Raw genomic sequence first — 14,836 nt, forward strand, 5'->3', positions numbered from 1 at the left:
AATGGCAAATCCTCCGCGCCGACCGACAAATCCGATGGCGGCCGCCGAGGCGGCTTTCAAGCCGGTGAAGAAGCCGGCTGCCCCGGTCCGAGAGCCCACGGCCGCTCCAGGCGTCAGGGAGCTTGTTTCGATCCGAATCGACCGCGCCGTGCTGGACCATTTCCAGGAGGATGGACCCGGCTGGCAGGACCGCATCAACGACGCCTTGCGGCGTGTGATAGAAGGCAAGCCGATCGTTACCGGGGGTGATCGTTCAGACGACGAGTAGCGGCTGTTCCAGCCGGCTCACGCTTCGAAGTGCAGGATGTAGAGCTTCCGCGTCTTCTCGTGGATCGTCCATTCGCCTTTCCAGCCTTTCGGCAGCACCAGCATTTCGCCCGGACCAACGTCCTCGCTGCGGCCATCGGGACCATGCAGCGAGACCCGGCCTGACACGATGTGGCAGGTTTCGGAATTGGTTTCGCGCGAGGCCGTGAAGCGGCCCGGCGTGCACTCCCAGACGCCGACTTCCAGTGCGCCATCCGGCGAGGTCCACAGCGTCGTCGAGGCTTCGAACTGATCGCCGCTGATCGAGGTCGGCTTGGGCTCAGCCTCGCCGAGGTCGATGGAGGCGAGGTGGGCGAAGGTCTGGAAGTCGGTCATGGCAGTCTCTCAATGTCCTGTGATGCGGTCGGCGATCGCGGCCAGTTTCGACGTGTGCTGGAGGCCGGCTTCCTCGCGCTCATCGGCGACGCGATAGAGCTGATACATCGAGTGGACGCCGAGCCAGCGCATCGGCTCGGGCTCCCATTTGCTGACCTTTCGGTTGACCCAGGGCAGGCGGGTCAGTTCGGTGTCGCGGCGCAGGATAAGGTCGCGCAGCGTGCGGCCCGAAAGATTGGAACTCGAGACGCCGAGCCCGACATAACCGCCGGCCCAGCCGATGCCGGTTTGCGGATCGAGCCCTGCCGTCGTGCACCAGTCGCGCGGCACGCCCAGCACGCCGCACCAGGCGTGGTCGATGCGAAGCCTGGCTGTCTGCGGCAGCAGCCGGGTGAGGATCGCGTGCAGGCTTTCGATCGTGGCCTGCTGCGTTTGGCCGCGCACATCCGTTTGCGAGCCGTAACGATAGGGTACGCCGCGTCCGCCCATGGTGATGCGGCCTTCCCTGGTGCGCTGCGCATAGCAATAGGCGTGCGCGGAGTCGCCCAGAAGCTCATGGCCCTCCCAGCCGATCTCGTCCCACAGTGATTGCGGCAGCGGCTCGGTGATGATCTGCGCGCTGTTGAGCGGCAGCCAGAGCCGTTCATTGCCTGGTATGCCGGCCGTGAACCCTTCCGTGGCACGGATGATGATCGGCGCGCGCACGGTGCCGCGGTTCGTCGTGACCTTGCCCTTCTCGATGCCGGTCACGGTGGTCTGCTCGTAGATCGGCACACCGAGCCGCTCGACGGCTTCGGACAGGCCGCGCACCAGCTTGGCCGGCTGCACACGCGCGGTGCCGTGGTGGATATAACCGCCAAGCACATTCCTGATGTTGATGCGGGCCTTGGCCTCTGCCTGGCCGATCAGGCTGACACGCTCGCTCGGCACGCTCCAGCCGATCGCATCGGCATAGGCGGCGTTGATCCGTTCGAGCTGCGGCGGGTTGGTCGCCACCGTCAGATTGTCGACGCGGCGGATGTCGGCATCAATGCCTTCGGCTTCGGTCACCTTGATCACTTCGTCGACCGTGCCATGCATGGCCGTTTCCATGTCGATGACAGCGCCGCGCGTCGAGGTCTGCAGATATTTCTCGCGCGACCAGCTGAAGCCGCCGGACAGCCAGCCGCCATTGCGGCCCGACGCGCCGAAGCCGGCGAACTCCCGCTCGACGATGGCGATGCGGATCGATGGATCGGCCTTCTTCAGGTAATAAGCGGTCCACAGGCCGGTGTAGCCGGCGCCGACGATGCAGACATCGGCTTCGAGATCGCCCGGAAGCGGCGCGCGATAGGGCGGCAGGCCGATGTCGGCATACCAGAACGAGACGTTGCCGTTGACTTTGGCGTCCATGTCTAAAAATCCTGCGGGGAAAGAGCGATCAGGTCATCGTCATGTCGGCGCGGTCGTCGTCGGCAAGAAGTTTTGCATCGACGACCGACCAGCGCAGATCGACCGTGTCACCAATCGAGAACGGTGTGGCTTCCAGCGACGCGCGTACGATGGCGACCGAGCCGTCGCGCAACGTCACCTGGTATTTCGAGCCGGAGCCCAGATAGATCGCCTCGCTGACTTGACCGGTGAGGCTGTTCTGCCCGGCGGCGGGAGGCGTGTTGGTGCCGGCAAGCGAAAGCTTCTCCGGCCGCAGCAGGACCACCGGTTTGCTGCCGCTGGCGAGCTTGCCGTTGGCCACGATCTTCTGGCCGGCGATCGTCAGGCTGGTTTCGTTTCCGGACGTCAGGGCGGTGCCACGCAAACTGGTCGATTCGCCGATGAACTTGGCCACGAACAGGGTCGTCGGCTCGTCGTAGAGCTGGCGGCCGGTTCCGACCTGTTCGATGCGGCCCTGATTGAAGACGGCGATGCGGTCGGACAGGACCAGCGCTTCTTCCTGGTCGTGCGTCACATAGACGAAGGTGGTGCCGAGTTCGCGGTGGATGCGCTTGATCTCCAGCTGCAGCCATTCGCGCAGTTTCTTGTCGAGCGCGCCGAGCGGTTCGTCCATCAACAGCAGCGGCGGATCGAAGACGATGGCGCGCGCCAGCGCCACGCGCTGCTGCTGGCCGCCGGAAAGTTCGGAGGGATAGCGATGCGCGAAGTCGGCCATCTTGACCATGTCCAGCGCGCGCACGACGAGACGGTCGCGCGCCTGCTTGTCCATGCCGCGCAAGGTGAGGGGATAGGCGACGTTCTTGCCGACCGTCATATGCGGAAACAGCGCGTAGTGCTGGAAGACAACGCCGATGTTGCGCTTGTGCGCCGGCAGGGCGACGATGCTTTTGCCGCCAACGGCGAGGTCGCCGGAGGTGAGGTCGGTGAAGCCCGCCACGACGTTGAGCGTCGTGGTCTTGCCCGAGCCGCTGGGGCCGAGCAGCGTCATGAACTCGCCCGGCTCGATATGCAGGCTGACATCGTCGAGTGCGGTGAAATTGCCGTAGCGCTTGGTTGCGCCCTTGATGTCGATGGCCGCGCCGCGTTTCCTCGCAGTCATCTCAACTCCTCGTCGATTTCGAGCTGATGATCAGCCCGGCGCTGATGATCAGCGTCGTGGCAATGAAGATGATGGTTCCGACGGCCGTCACCGTCGGATCGGCGTCGCGGGTGATGCTGGTGAAGATCTGCACCGGCAAGGTCTTCAGGTAGGGACTGGTGATGAACAGCGCGACGATGATCTCATCGAAGGAGGTGACGAAGGCAAACAAAAGCCCGGACAGGATGCCGGGCGCGATCAGCGGCAAGGTCACGGTGCGGAACGTGGTGAAGCGGTTGGCGCCGAGGCTTGCCGCCGCCGTCTCCAGCCGCGCGTCGAAGACTTCGAGGCTTGCCGACACGGCGATGATGACGAAGGGGATCGCCAGCATCGTATGTGCGATGACGAAGCCGGTGGTGGTGCCGACGAGCTGGTAGTCGAGATAGACGGCGTAGATGCCGATGGCCAGCACCACGCCGGGCACGATCATCGGCGTGATCAGGATGGCGCGCAGCAGGCCGGCGCCGGAATGTTTCATGCGGCTGAGGCCGAGCGACGCCAGCGTGCCGATCAGCGTGGCGGCGACGGCGACGAGGCCCGCGACCCTCAGCGAATTGAAGAAGCTCGACAGCCAATCGGGGTTGGTGAAGAAATTCTCGTACCATTGCCAGGAGAAACCGGACGGCGGGAAAGCGAGCGACTTCTTCTCGTTGAATGACATCGGGATGATGACCAGCGTCGGCATCACCAGCCAGACGGCGACCAGCAGGCAGAACAGACCGAGCAGAAGGCGGGATGGTGCCAGTCTCATGATCTGGACGCCTGCTTGTGGCGCTGGCGCATCAGCGGGGCGGCGAGCGCCAGAAGCACGAAGGTCGCGACCAGCAGCACGACGCCCATGGCGCCGCCGCGGCCCCAGTTGAGCAGGCTGAGCACCTGGCTCTGCACCAGCGTCGACAGCATGGTGCTGCGCGGGCCGCCGAGCAGGGCAGGCGTGATGTAGAAGCCGAGCGACAGGATGAAGACGATGATGGCGCCGGCGAAAACGCCGGGCAGCGACAGCGGCAGATAGATTTGCAGGAAGGCGCGTGCCGGGCGCGCACCAAGGCTGCGCGCCGCCTGCACGAGGCGCAGATCGATGCCGCGCATGACCGAATAGAGCGGCAGGATCATGAACGGCAGCAGCACCTGCGCCATGCCGATGACGACGCCGGTCTGCGTGCGGATCAGCTTCACGCCGTCAAAGCCGAGCAGCCTGATGACCGAATTGATGATGCCGGAATCCTGCAGCAGGATGACCCAGGCCAGGGTGCGCACCACGCCGCTGACCCAGAACGGCACCAAAACGCACAGGATGAGGACCAGCCGCAGGCGCGGTCCGACCGCCGTCATGAGATAGGCATAGGGGTAGGCGGCGATGACGCAAACGATGGTGACCCAGGCTGCGATGGAAAAGGTGCGCCACAGGACGGTGACGTTCACCGGGGTGGAAAAGAACCAGACATAGTTCTGCAAGCCCCAAGATGGGTCCGAGAAGCTGCGCAGCGTGACGGTCAGCAAGGGATAGCCCATCGCGGCGATGAGCAAAGCCAAGGCGGGCATCGCCAGCAGCGAAGGATAGGCAGCAAGGTGCGGGCGCCGCTGCGGCGCCCGCACGGCACCTGGCGGCCGAGGATGATCACCCCCGGCCGTCGGCGTATGCGATGTCTGGCTCACGCCGTCACCTCAGCGGTAGCCGGCTCAGTTGCCGGCCATCAGCGCTGTCCACTTGTCGGACGCGGCGGCGAAGTTGGCGACCCAGAACTTGATGTTCTGCTGATAGCCGAGCTTGGCGTGGTCCGGCGTGTTGGTCAGAAAGGCGGCGACGGATGCGTCGACCTTCGGCTGTGCCTCGTTGTTGATCGGCGAGTAGGAGGTCTGCTCGGTCAGGATCTCCTGCGACTTCTTGCCGAGATAGGCGTTGATCAGCGCGTAGGAAGCGTCGGTGTCCTTGGCGCCGACCGGGATGGTCAGCTGATCCATGACGACCAGCCAGTCCTTCCAAACCGGCGTATAGGCAGCGCCATTCTTGACCGCCGTCATGGCGCGGCCGGTCCACATGATGATCATGTCGGCCTCGCCGGATTCGGCGAGCTGCTGGGATTCTGCGCCCGTCTTCCAGAAGATCGTGTCGGGACCGATCGCCTTGATCTTGGCGATGCCCTTGTCGATGTCGGCCGGCGTCATGGCGTCGACCTTGCCGCCGTCTGCCAGGATGGCCTGTTCGATCAGGCCGCCGAGCGGGCTGCCGCTGCCGTCGATGGCGCGGGTGCCGGGAAATTTCGCGGTGTCGAAGAAGTCCTTCCAGTCCTTCGGCGGATTGTCCTTGTACGTGTCGTTCTTGTACATCAGGACCATGCCGTAGTTCATCGCCGGCACGCTGCACTCGCCGACCTGTCCGGGCGGGATGTGCGAGATGTCGAGCTTGGTCAAATCCAGCTTCTGGAACAGTTTTCCGCAATGCACGAAGGGCGGAAAATCGTCCGTATCGACGACATCCCAGGTCACATTGCCTGATTCGACCTGCGCCTGAAGCTTGGCGATTTCGGTCGGCCCATCGTTCAAAAGCTTGACGCCGCTCTTGTCGACGAATTCCTTGAGGGCGGCGACCTGGCCGTCCTGGTAGATGCCGCCATAGGAGACGAAGGTCAGCGTCTTTCCCTTCAGCGAGCCGTCCACCACGGTCCCGGCCGGCGGCGCGTTCTGCGCGTGAGCGGCGGCCGCAAGCAAGGCCAGTGCGGCGGCGCCGACGAACCCGGCCAATCTTGATCTGCTTCCCATTTTCTAACCCTCCGATGGCTCGCTGTTTGATTTTGGTAGGCCGGGCGCGAGCGTTTTCCGGGCTACATATTGGTCGAGGTCGACGGCGCCGCTGGTCGGCGGCGCAATGATCCACAGCACTTCGGCCACCGTATCGCCGACATTGATCGTCCGGTGGGGCGTCGAGGTCGAATATTCGATGCTATCGCCCTCTTCGAGGGTGAAGCTCTCCTCGCCGAGCGTCAGTTGCACGCGTCCGCGCAGCACGAGGAACATCTCGCTCGCGTTGCCGTGCGTGTAGGGCACGTCGCCGGTCGAGCCGCCGACGGCGAACTCGCCGCAATAGACTTCCATCTCGCGGATCGGCCGGCGCGACAGCAGCGTCTTGCGGTAGCCTTCGCTGGTCGGCAGCGCCGGCCGCTCGCTGCGTGTCAGCACCGCGTGCGGCGACACTTCGCATTCGTCGAAAAGATCGGCGAGGCTGATGCCGAGTGCATTGGCAATCAGCATCAGCGTGCTGGTGTTGGCGCCGGAAAGGCCGCGCTCGAGCTGGCTCAGGAAACTGGCGGTGGTGCCGATCATGTCGCCGAGCTGGCGCAGCGTCAGGCGCCGCGTCGTGCGATAGGCCTTGATCCGATCGCCCAATACCGTCGAGCGGCGCGCTTCGGCGCTGGTCGCGGCATTGTCGTTGAGTGCGTGATCCGCAGCGATTTTCATGGCGATCTCAGGGTTCACTTAACATGCTATTAAGTGGGGCGTCCTGGCAAGCGGATTCGCCTGGTCACCTGAAAATCATCGATGGACCTGCAGAGGGGCATGATCGGCCGACCGGCAACCCGGTTCAGCTCGATCACTGGATCATGAAGCGCGAACTGAATGGCAGGCTTGCCGCGCCGACGGCCTTCGGGCTGATGGTGACGCGCGCCGGCAGCGCTTCGATGCCGGGGAATTCCCGGCCGATGTCGTCGCACAAGGCCTCGGCAATCTTTTGCGGCGCATAGCTGGACAGGACGACCGTCCTGAACTCGACAAACTGGGTCAGCGCGGAGATCGACGCTTTCAAGCGGTCGGAACACTCGCCCAGCCATGCGCTGTAGGCCTCGCCCAGATCGGGCCACTCAGGGCTGCTGCTCCAGATGATTTCGGACGGGCGCCCGCGCATGGCCAGTTCGCTCTCCAGGCGCATCAGGCCGTGATCGAAGCTGGCGCTGGAGTTTCCCTTGTAGATCTGGTGGTTGAGGATGAGCCTGCTCTGCAGCCGTGCTCCGAGATAGAAGAACAGATAATCGTTGAGCGGCTTTGCGACGCCGAACATGCTCTCGCCGCCGGCCGCAGCGGTGATGTCGTTCTGCACGAAAACCGGCAGCTTGATCTGTTCCTCGATTTCAGCCTGCAAGGCCTTGAGCGAGGTGCTCGATCCGTTGCGGGTTGCAGCCATCGTGTCGACATCGTCGGGAACCGCCAGGCCGATGCCGGCAACCCGGCTGCGCGCCTCGACCGGCAGGCTGGTCATGGCTTGCCCGATCGCGCCGAACAGATCGCTGCTTTGCGGAAACGGATTGGCTTCATCCGCCGGCAACTGCGTGTGGAAGCGCACCGTGCCGATAAAGTCGATAAGCGCGATGTCGATCCTGCGCCGGCTGAAGCCGACGCCAACCGCATAGGCGCCCTCCGGGTTGAGTGAAAGCGGGATCGTCGGCGGCCCGACGCGGCCGCGCTGCGCCTCGCCCTGCGAGACCAGGCCCTCCTGCTCGAGCGAGCGAACGATGACCGAAGCCGTCTGCGCCGACAGGCCGGTCTTCTCGCCGATTTCCATCCGCGAAATGCCTTCGTTCTGAAGCAGCAGGGACAGCACTAGCCGCTCGTTGTAGCTGCGGACGCTCAATGCATTCAGCCCGCTCGCACGATCGGCGATGCGCAAGGGATTGGGTGGTGCGAATCTCATGTCAGGCAAAGGTCGCCCCGTCGGTAAGAGCGCGTTGCCTGGCGGCGGTATGGTTGCTCATGTCGAGCGGCTCCAGCCGATGGCATCGACCGCGCGGGCGAGCGCGGCGCCCAGCAATCTGTGCGCCTCGGCATCGATGTGAAAGCCGTCCGCCTCGCTGCACGACACCACCGAGCCGGCATCGAAAAAGTGCAGTTCGAGCGAGTCCGCCAGAACCTCGAACTCGAGCGCGAGCAGGCGCGATTTCTCCGGCGCACCGGCGAAGATGGACTTCCATTCCTTGACGTCGTCCTGCATCGGCGGCGGCGCCACGATCATGATTTCGGGCGTGGTGCCGCCCGGACCGGGCGCCAGCTCCTTGATGTCATAGACGAGGCAGCCGATCCCCATCGCCACTTCCGACGGCGGCTTGTTGAAGCGGATCTTCAGATCGTTGGTGCCGAGCATGATGATGACGAGGTCGAGCGTCGCATGGCTCTGCAGGCAAGGACGAAGATAGGTTCGGCCGTTCTTGTGGGCGCCCTCGATCGGGTCGTCATGGACAGTGGTTCGGCCGCTCAATCCTTCCTCGATGACATACCAGTCAGGGCCCAGCTGAGAACGCAATATGCCCGGCCAGCGTTCACCCGGACCATAGCGCTCGAGCGGCCCCTTGCCGGGGATCTGGCCGTGCGTGTTGGAGTCGCCGTAGCACAAGACTGATCGCATTTTTTTTCCCGCCGGGACTGACAGCGCGCCGATGCCGGCGAGCGCCAATCATGATGGATAGAGGAGCGGTGAAAGGCAAGCAAGGGAATAGTCATTCAACATGACTAACTATTGACAGGGCGTATTCGCTGTGCTTCTAAAGTGGCCGGAGGAGTTCTCGACCGTCATCATCGTCCAGCAGAAGTTGGGCTTCGACACGCATGTGTTCGGGGGCGGGAGAATTGCGCGCATCGGTCGGTTTGTGACGGGGGCATGCATTGGGAGAGCGTCTCGTGGCCATACGAATTTGTAGGCCGGAGCAACCACAAGGAGGAGTGTTCAATGTTAGGATTGCTGAAAACCGTCGGCCTGGGGATGCTCGTTGCGTCCACGCTTGCCGTGACGTCCCTGGCGCATGCGCAAGACGTCAAGCTGATGGACGGCGTGGCGCCGCGCCCCGACGACACGCGCATGACCGCCGCCGGTGCGTTCAAGAAGGACCCGCCCTGGGTCATCGGCATGAGCGACTTCGGTGTCAACGCAAACACATGGACGGTGCAGGTGGCGCATGAGGCGGAGAACGCCGCGGCCAAGGACAAGCGCATCTCGAAATTCATCCTGCTCGATGCCGGCTTCGACCAGAAGAAGCAGGTGGCCGATATCGAGGACCTGATCGCACAGCATGTCGACGCCATCATCGTTCAACCGGTGACCAGCACGTCGGCCAATGCCAGCATCGCCAAGGCGGTCGCCGCCGGCATCCCGGTCATCCTTCACACCGGGCGTATCGATTCCGACGCCTACACCACCGAAATCCAGGGCGGCGCCGAGCACTTCGGCAAGGTCATGGGCGACTGGCTGGTGAAGACCGTCGGCGACAACGGCAAGATCTGGGTCCTGCGTGGCCTGGCCGGCCATCCGGAAGACACCAACCGCTACAACGGCCTCCTGGAATCGCTCAAGGGCACGCATGTGCAGATCATTGCCGAGGAGCATGGCGACTGGCAGTACGACAAGGCCAAGAAGCTGTGCGAGACGCTCTATCTGAACAATTCGCAGGTCGACGGCATCTGGTCGTCCGGCGCCGACATGACGCGCGCCTGCGTCGATGTCTTCAAGCAGTTCGGCACACCCATTCCGCCGATTTCGGGCGAGGGCAACAATGGCTATTTCGGCCAGTGGATTACGGATGGGTTCAAGTCGATCTCTCCGGAATACAGTCCCGCCCAGGGCGCTGCCGGCGTGCGCGCTGCCGTTGCCCTTCTGGAAGGCAAGCAGCTCTACAAGCGCTATGTCTACAATCCCGACGGATGGGACCAGGACAAGGCCAAGAAATACTATCGCGACGACCTGACCGCCAATGTCTGGTGGCCAAGCGAATTGCCGGAAGACAAGCTCAAGGAATACTACGGCAAGAAGTGACGGCGCCGTGGCTGGCGGGGAGTGGACAAACATTCCCCGCAGGCCGTTCCATGTGTTGAATCCGGTTCGTTCGAGGGTTTCGTGACCAATCTTGTCGAGATGTCCCACATTTCGAAGGCATTCGGAGGGAGCAAGGCGCTCCACTCCGTTTCCCTCGACCTCAAGGCGGGCAGCGTCCATGCCCTGATGGGCGAGAACGGTGCCGGCAAATCGACGTTGATGAAGATTCTGGCGGGCGTGCATCAGCCCGATTCCGGCGAGATCTTCATGAGCGGCGAGAAGCTAGATTTGAAGTCGCCGCGCTTCGCGCTCGATGCCGGCATTTCGACCGTTTTCCAGGAGCATTCGCTGCTGCCCAATCTGTCGATCGCCGAGAACATGTTTCTCGGCCGGGAGCCGACGACCCGGTTTGGCTCGATCGACTATCCCGCGATGAAAAGCCAGACCGCCAGGGCGCTTGGCGAACTCGGCCTCACGCTCGACCCGTCGCAACTCGTTTCCAACCTGACGATCGCCGAGCGGCAATTCGTCGAGATCGCGCATTGCATCCAGGCCGACGCCAGCGTGCTCATCCTCGATGAGCCGACGGCGGCGCTCAACGCGGCCGATGTCGATGTGCTCAACCGCAACATCCGCCGGCTGCGCGACAAGGGAAAAGCCATCGTCTACATCTCGCATCGCATGGAGGAGATCTTCGAGTTGTGCGACACGGTGACGGTGCTGAAGGATGGCGCACTGGTCGGCACAAGGACGGTGTCCGAGATCACCACCGACGAACTCATCGCCATGATGGTCGGACGCGAACTCCAGGACCTTTTTCCCGATCGTACGGGCGATGTAGGCGATGAGATACTGCGCGTCGAAAACCTCAAGATCACCGAGACATCGCAGCCGCTGTCGCTGACTTTGCACAAGGGCGAGATCGTCGCCCTGGCCGGGCTGGAAGGGCAGGGCCAGCAGCGCTTCCTGCGATCGCTGATTGGCCGCTACCATCCCTTCGCCGGGACGATTTCCATCAACGGCAAGGCGCTGAAGATGCCGCTCCCGGCGTCGGCGGGCGTTCGGTATTTGCAGCAGCTGAAGGTCGGCTTCGTTCCCGAGGACCGCAAGGAAGAGGGGCTCTTCCTCGCTTTGCCGATCGCCCACAACATCGCCATCGGATTGCATTCGAGGCGCCCTGAACTTGCGCCGGCGCGGCCATATCGAAACGTCATCGCCCGCATGATGGAGGTCATGAACATAAAGGCGGCGGGCCTGTCGGCTGCGGTCGGTTCGCTGTCGGGCGGCAACCAGCAAAAGGTTCTGCTCGGCCGCTACCTTGCCGCCGATCTCGATCTTCTGCTGGTCGAAGAGCCGACGCGCGGCGTCGACATCGGCGCCAAGTCCGAGATCTACCATCTTCTGCGGGACTTCACCGCGAAGGGCGGCGCGGTGCTGGTGCTGTCGCGCGAGACGATCGAGCTAATCGGGCTCTGCGACCGCATCTACGTCGTCCATCACGACACGATCGTGGCCGAAATGCCGGCAGCGCAAGCGAGCGAACACAAGATTCTCGACGCGGCCCTCATGGGCGGCTCCACGCGCCAGCATTAGGGGCCTGCCATGGTTCGTTCGGTTTTCAATATCCTGAATGGCCGGAACACGCGGCAGGGCCTGTGGGGCCTGCCGCTGCTGGTCGCCTTGCTCATTTCGCTGTGGCTGACCGTCGAGACGACGCAGTTCGCCACTGCCGAAAACCTCTTCAACCTGGTTGCCCAGGCGATGCCGCTGATCATCGCGGCGATCGGACAGCTCGTCGTCGTGCTCATCGGCGGGCTCGACCTGTCGGTCGGCTCGGTCATCAGCTTCACCACCGCGGTGCTGGCGCTCGACCAGCCAGCGATTGTGTTGATCCCGGCGGTCTTCGCGCTGGCGGCAGTCATCGGGCTGATCAACGGTCTGGCGATCACCCGTTTCAACGTCCATCCGATCATCGCGACGCTGTCGACGCAGTACATCGTGCTCGGCATCACGCGCATCCTGCGGCCCGTCTCCGGCGGCACGGTGCCGGAGATCGTCATCGATGCCGTCTCGGGCAGTTTCCTCGGCATTCCCTATCCGGTTTTCTGGGGCATCGTCGTGATCCTGGCAGCGTGGAAACTGCTCTACGGATCCCGGTATGGGCTGCATCTGTTTGCGATCGGCGGCGGCATCGCGTCCGGCGCCGAGAGTGCTGCCCGCAATTTCGGCGTCTCCGACCGCCGCAACATCATCCTCGCCTATGTGATCTGTTCCTGTTTCGCAGCCGTTGCCGGTGTCTTCCTGGCCGGGCGCATCGTGTCGGGCGATCCGAATGTCGGGCTGCTTTTCGAACTCGATACCGTCACCGCCGTGGCGCTTGGAGGCACCCAGCTTTCCGGTGGCATAGGCAGCCTACACGGCACCGTGATCGGCGCGCTGGTCATGGCGCTGCTGGCCAATGGCATGAACCTCGCCAACGTCTCGCCGTTCGTCCAGACCGCGATCAAGGGCGGCATCCTGCTGGCGGTGGGCGGGCTGCAATCCCGCAAGAAGATGGGGCTCTGAAAGATGGCTGCCGTTCTCGCAAATCCGATCGCCCGGCGCCTGCTGCGCATACCGCCGTCCTATTTTGTCTTCCTCGTGCTGCTGGCCACGCTGTGGATCGCACGACCGAACATGCTCAACCTCAACATCATGGGTATCTTCGTCAGGCAGATCGTCCCGCTCGGCATCCTGGTTCTGGGGCAGCTCGTCGTCATGCGGGTGAAGTCGATCGACCTTTCCGGCGGCGGCATCATCCTGCTCATCAACTATTTCATTTCGTCAGGCACTTTCCCCGGCGCGTCGATGCCTTTCTTCGTCGTGCTGGCGCTCGGTACCGGCCTCGTCATCGGCCTGTTCAACGGCTTCATGATAGGGAGCCGGCGGGTGTCGGCGGTCATCGTCACGCTGGCGGTCAGCATCATCCTGGTCGGGCTGGTGCAGTTCCTGTCGAGCGGCAATCCGCCCGGCGATGTGCCGAAGCTGTTCAACGACCTCTACAACACGAAATTCCTGTCGGTTCCGACGCCGGTGCTGTTCTGGGTCCTGCTGACCGCTTTGGTGTGGCTGCTGCTGTCGCGGACCGTCTTTGGCCGCTACGTCGCCTCGGTCGGGGAGAATGCCGAAGCCGCGCATTTTTCCGGCGTGCCGGTCCAGCGCACGGTGATCCTTGCGCACACGCTCGCCGGCCTGATCGCGGCGATCGCGGCCCTGGTGCAGACCGGTTCGATCGCCGTCGGCAGCGTCCGTGTCGGCCTCGACCTGCCGATCCTGGCGGTCGCAGCGACGATCCTCGGCGGCGTCGTCTTCGGTCGCGGCGACGGTGGCGTCTGGGGACCTTTCTTCGGGGCGTTGTGCTTTGCGCTGCTGTTCGTGGTGATGACCGTGCTCGGCATCGACGAGCCCGGCAAGCTTATCGCGCAGGGCGTCATCATTCTCGGCGCGGCGATCTTCTACGGAGTGCGCGTGCGAAACCCCTGACCTGAGACGGCGAAAGCAAGCCGACCGGTGTTCGCCGGGACCGACAAATCCACGCGTTCAGACAATTGCAAACAGATGGAGAAACATGGATGTCACCGCCAAAAAACATCATGTGCTACGGCGACTCGCTGACCTGGGGCTGGGTTCCGGTCAAGGAGGGGTCGCCGACCTACCGCTACCCCTATGACCAGCGCTGGACCGGTGTGATGGCGGCGGCGCTGGGAGGGGGCTACCACATCATCGAGGAAGGCCTGAGCGCGCGCACGACCTGTCTCGACGACCCCAACGATCCGCGCCTGAACGGCGCCAATTACCTGCCCTCGGCCATCGCCAGCCATCTGCCGCTGGACCTGGTCATCGTCATGCTCGGCACCAACGACACCAAGTCCTATTTCCGCCGGACGCCTTATGAGATCGCCAATGGAATGGCGAAACTGGTCGGGCAGATCCTGACCAGTGCCGGCGGCATCGGCACCCCTTATCCGGCCCCCAAGGCGCTGGTCATTGCGCCGCCGCCGCTGACCCCGATGCCCGATCCATGGTTCGAGGGCATGTTCGGCGGCGGGCACGAAAAATCCAGGGACCTGGCCAGGCAGTACAAGGCGATGGCGGATTTCATGAAGATCGATTTCCTCAATGCCGGCGATTACCTCACCACGGACGGTGTCGACGGAATTCATTTCACCGCCGCAAACAACGCCGATCTGGGACGCGCCGTCGCCGACAAGGTCAAGTCGATCCTCGAGCCGGGCCAGGTCAGCACCGCCGCTTGAAGCCGCCACGCCCGTCGGCTTGCGGCACACAGGCCCACGGCGCAGGTGTGTCGCAGGTTCCTCCGGCGATGCACATCGATGCGGGGTCGAACGATGCGTTTGGCCCCGCGTTGATATGGCGCCCGGCGCCGGCAGATGTGCGTCGATCTAGGGGCTTGGCCTCGGAACATCATCGGCCGATGCTTTGGTTTGACGATCGAAGACGACCGCCAGGCCGTTCTTGACGGCAAGTGAGGCGACCATGTCGTCGAGCTCGCGATCGGGAATGGCGGGTTTGAGGACCTGCCGGATGGCCCGATAGGCCTGCTCGGTCGACACATAGTCATAGCGCTTTTTACGCGCTTCCACATATTGCTCGATGAGAATGCCCAATCGGCGGGCGGCTATGTCATCTGGCTGCTGCAAGGGAGCCTCCTCAAGCGTCGATCGTTTGCAGACCCCTCGGATGTAAAAACCCACGCTGCGAAAGTTAAGGCCTGCGGCTGGTCCGAAGCCAAATAAATACGCTGTGGTCATCGACGATCCGCACGGCAGCCA

Annotated in this window: 16 protein-coding genes; 6 read left to right on the top strand and 10 right to left on the bottom strand. The window is 63.5% G+C overall.

Annotated features, from left to right (window positions below; translation table 11 throughout):
• The first annotated feature begins 1 nt into the window (after position 1).
• Positions 2-268, top strand: a complete 267-nt coding sequence (locus LB559_RS21990) for a BrnA antitoxin family protein (RefSeq protein WP_024503962.1) — start codon at positions 2-4, stop codon at positions 266-268.
• 17 nt (positions 269-285) lie between these two features.
• Here LB559_RS21990 and LB559_RS21995 read toward each other — a convergent pair whose 3' ends face one another.
• The 9 genes from LB559_RS21995 to LB559_RS22035 form a co-directional block, all read right to left on the bottom strand.
• Positions 286-642: a cupin domain-containing protein gene (locus LB559_RS21995; protein WP_024503961.1), complete on the bottom strand. Its 357-nt coding sequence runs from the start codon at positions 640-642 to the stop codon at positions 286-288.
• 9 nt (positions 643-651) lie between these two features.
• Positions 652-2,034 (bottom strand): NAD(P)/FAD-dependent oxidoreductase, encoded by a 1,383-nt coding sequence (locus tag LB559_RS22000; RefSeq protein WP_224674963.1) that lies wholly within the window; start codon positions 2,032-2,034, stop codon positions 652-654.
• Between the two features lie 28 nt (positions 2,035-2,062).
• Positions 2,063-3,172, bottom strand: a complete 1,110-nt coding sequence (locus LB559_RS22005; RefSeq protein WP_024503959.1) for an ABC transporter ATP-binding protein — start codon at positions 3,170-3,172, stop codon at positions 2,063-2,065.
• Between the two features lies 1 nt (position 3,173).
• Positions 3,174-3,962: an ABC transporter permease gene (locus LB559_RS22010; RefSeq protein WP_027160917.1), complete on the bottom strand. Its 789-nt coding sequence runs from the start codon at positions 3,960-3,962 to the stop codon at positions 3,174-3,176.
• Positions 3,959-4,867, bottom strand: coding sequence for an ABC transporter permease (locus tag LB559_RS22015; RefSeq protein WP_224620656.1), 909 nt, complete (start codon positions 4,865-4,867; stop codon positions 3,959-3,961). The genes LB559_RS22010 and LB559_RS22015 overlap by 4 nt, the downstream gene beginning before the upstream one ends.
• Positions 4,868-4,891: 24 nt before the next feature.
• Entirely contained in the window at positions 4,892-5,971 is a 1,080-nt protein-coding gene (locus LB559_RS22020; RefSeq protein WP_023809407.1) for an extracellular solute-binding protein, read from the bottom strand.
• 3 nt (positions 5,972-5,974) lie between these two features.
• Complete coding sequence (locus tag LB559_RS22025) at positions 5,975-6,667, bottom strand: helix-turn-helix domain-containing protein (RefSeq protein WP_024503956.1); 693 nt, start codon at positions 6,665-6,667, stop codon at positions 5,975-5,977.
• A 133-nt stretch (positions 6,668-6,800) separates the two neighbouring features.
• A complete protein-coding gene (locus LB559_RS22030) occupies positions 6,801-7,895 on the bottom strand; it encodes an ROK family transcriptional regulator (protein ID WP_013530471.1) in 1,095 nt (364 codons plus the stop codon).
• Positions 7,896-7,952: 57 nt separating this feature from the next.
• A complete protein-coding gene (locus LB559_RS22035; RefSeq protein WP_224674964.1) occupies positions 7,953-8,603 on the bottom strand; it encodes an SGNH/GDSL hydrolase family protein in 651 nt (216 codons plus the stop codon).
• Positions 8,604-8,957: 354 nt separating this feature from the next.
• Between LB559_RS22035 and LB559_RS22040 the strand changes: the two genes are divergently transcribed.
• From LB559_RS22040 to LB559_RS22060, 5 genes are all read left to right on the top strand, one after another.
• On the top strand, positions 8,958-10,004 hold the full coding sequence (locus LB559_RS22040; RefSeq protein ID WP_411970110.1) for a substrate-binding domain-containing protein: 1,047 nt from the start codon (positions 8,958-8,960) through the stop codon (positions 10,002-10,004).
• A gap of 81 nt (positions 10,005-10,085) precedes the next feature.
• Positions 10,086-11,597: a sugar ABC transporter ATP-binding protein gene (locus tag LB559_RS22045; RefSeq protein ID WP_224674966.1), complete on the top strand. Its 1,512-nt coding sequence runs from the start codon at positions 10,086-10,088 to the stop codon at positions 11,595-11,597.
• Between the two features lie 9 nt (positions 11,598-11,606).
• Positions 11,607-12,569, top strand: coding sequence for an ABC transporter permease (locus tag LB559_RS22050; RefSeq protein WP_224674967.1), 963 nt, complete (start codon positions 11,607-11,609; stop codon positions 12,567-12,569).
• 3 nt (positions 12,570-12,572) lie between these two features.
• A complete protein-coding gene (locus LB559_RS22055) occupies positions 12,573-13,526 on the top strand; it encodes an ABC transporter permease (protein WP_063168693.1) in 954 nt (317 codons plus the stop codon).
• An 89-nt stretch (positions 13,527-13,615) separates the two neighbouring features.
• Entirely contained in the window at positions 13,616-14,299 is a 684-nt protein-coding gene (locus LB559_RS22060; protein WP_013530477.1) for an SGNH/GDSL hydrolase family protein, read from the top strand.
• Between the two features lie 147 nt (positions 14,300-14,446).
• On the opposite strand, the gene LB559_RS22065 is transcribed toward LB559_RS22060, so the two are convergent.
• Entirely contained in the window at positions 14,447-14,815 is a 369-nt protein-coding gene (locus tag LB559_RS22065; RefSeq protein ID WP_224620654.1) for a hypothetical protein, read from the bottom strand.
• Positions 14,816-14,836: the final 21 nt, after the last annotated feature.

Origin of the sequence: Mesorhizobium sp. BR1-1-3 (genome assembly GCF_020165455.1) — a bacterium.
Classification (GTDB): Bacteria; Pseudomonadota; Alphaproteobacteria; order Rhizobiales; family Rhizobiaceae; genus Mesorhizobium; species Mesorhizobium ciceri.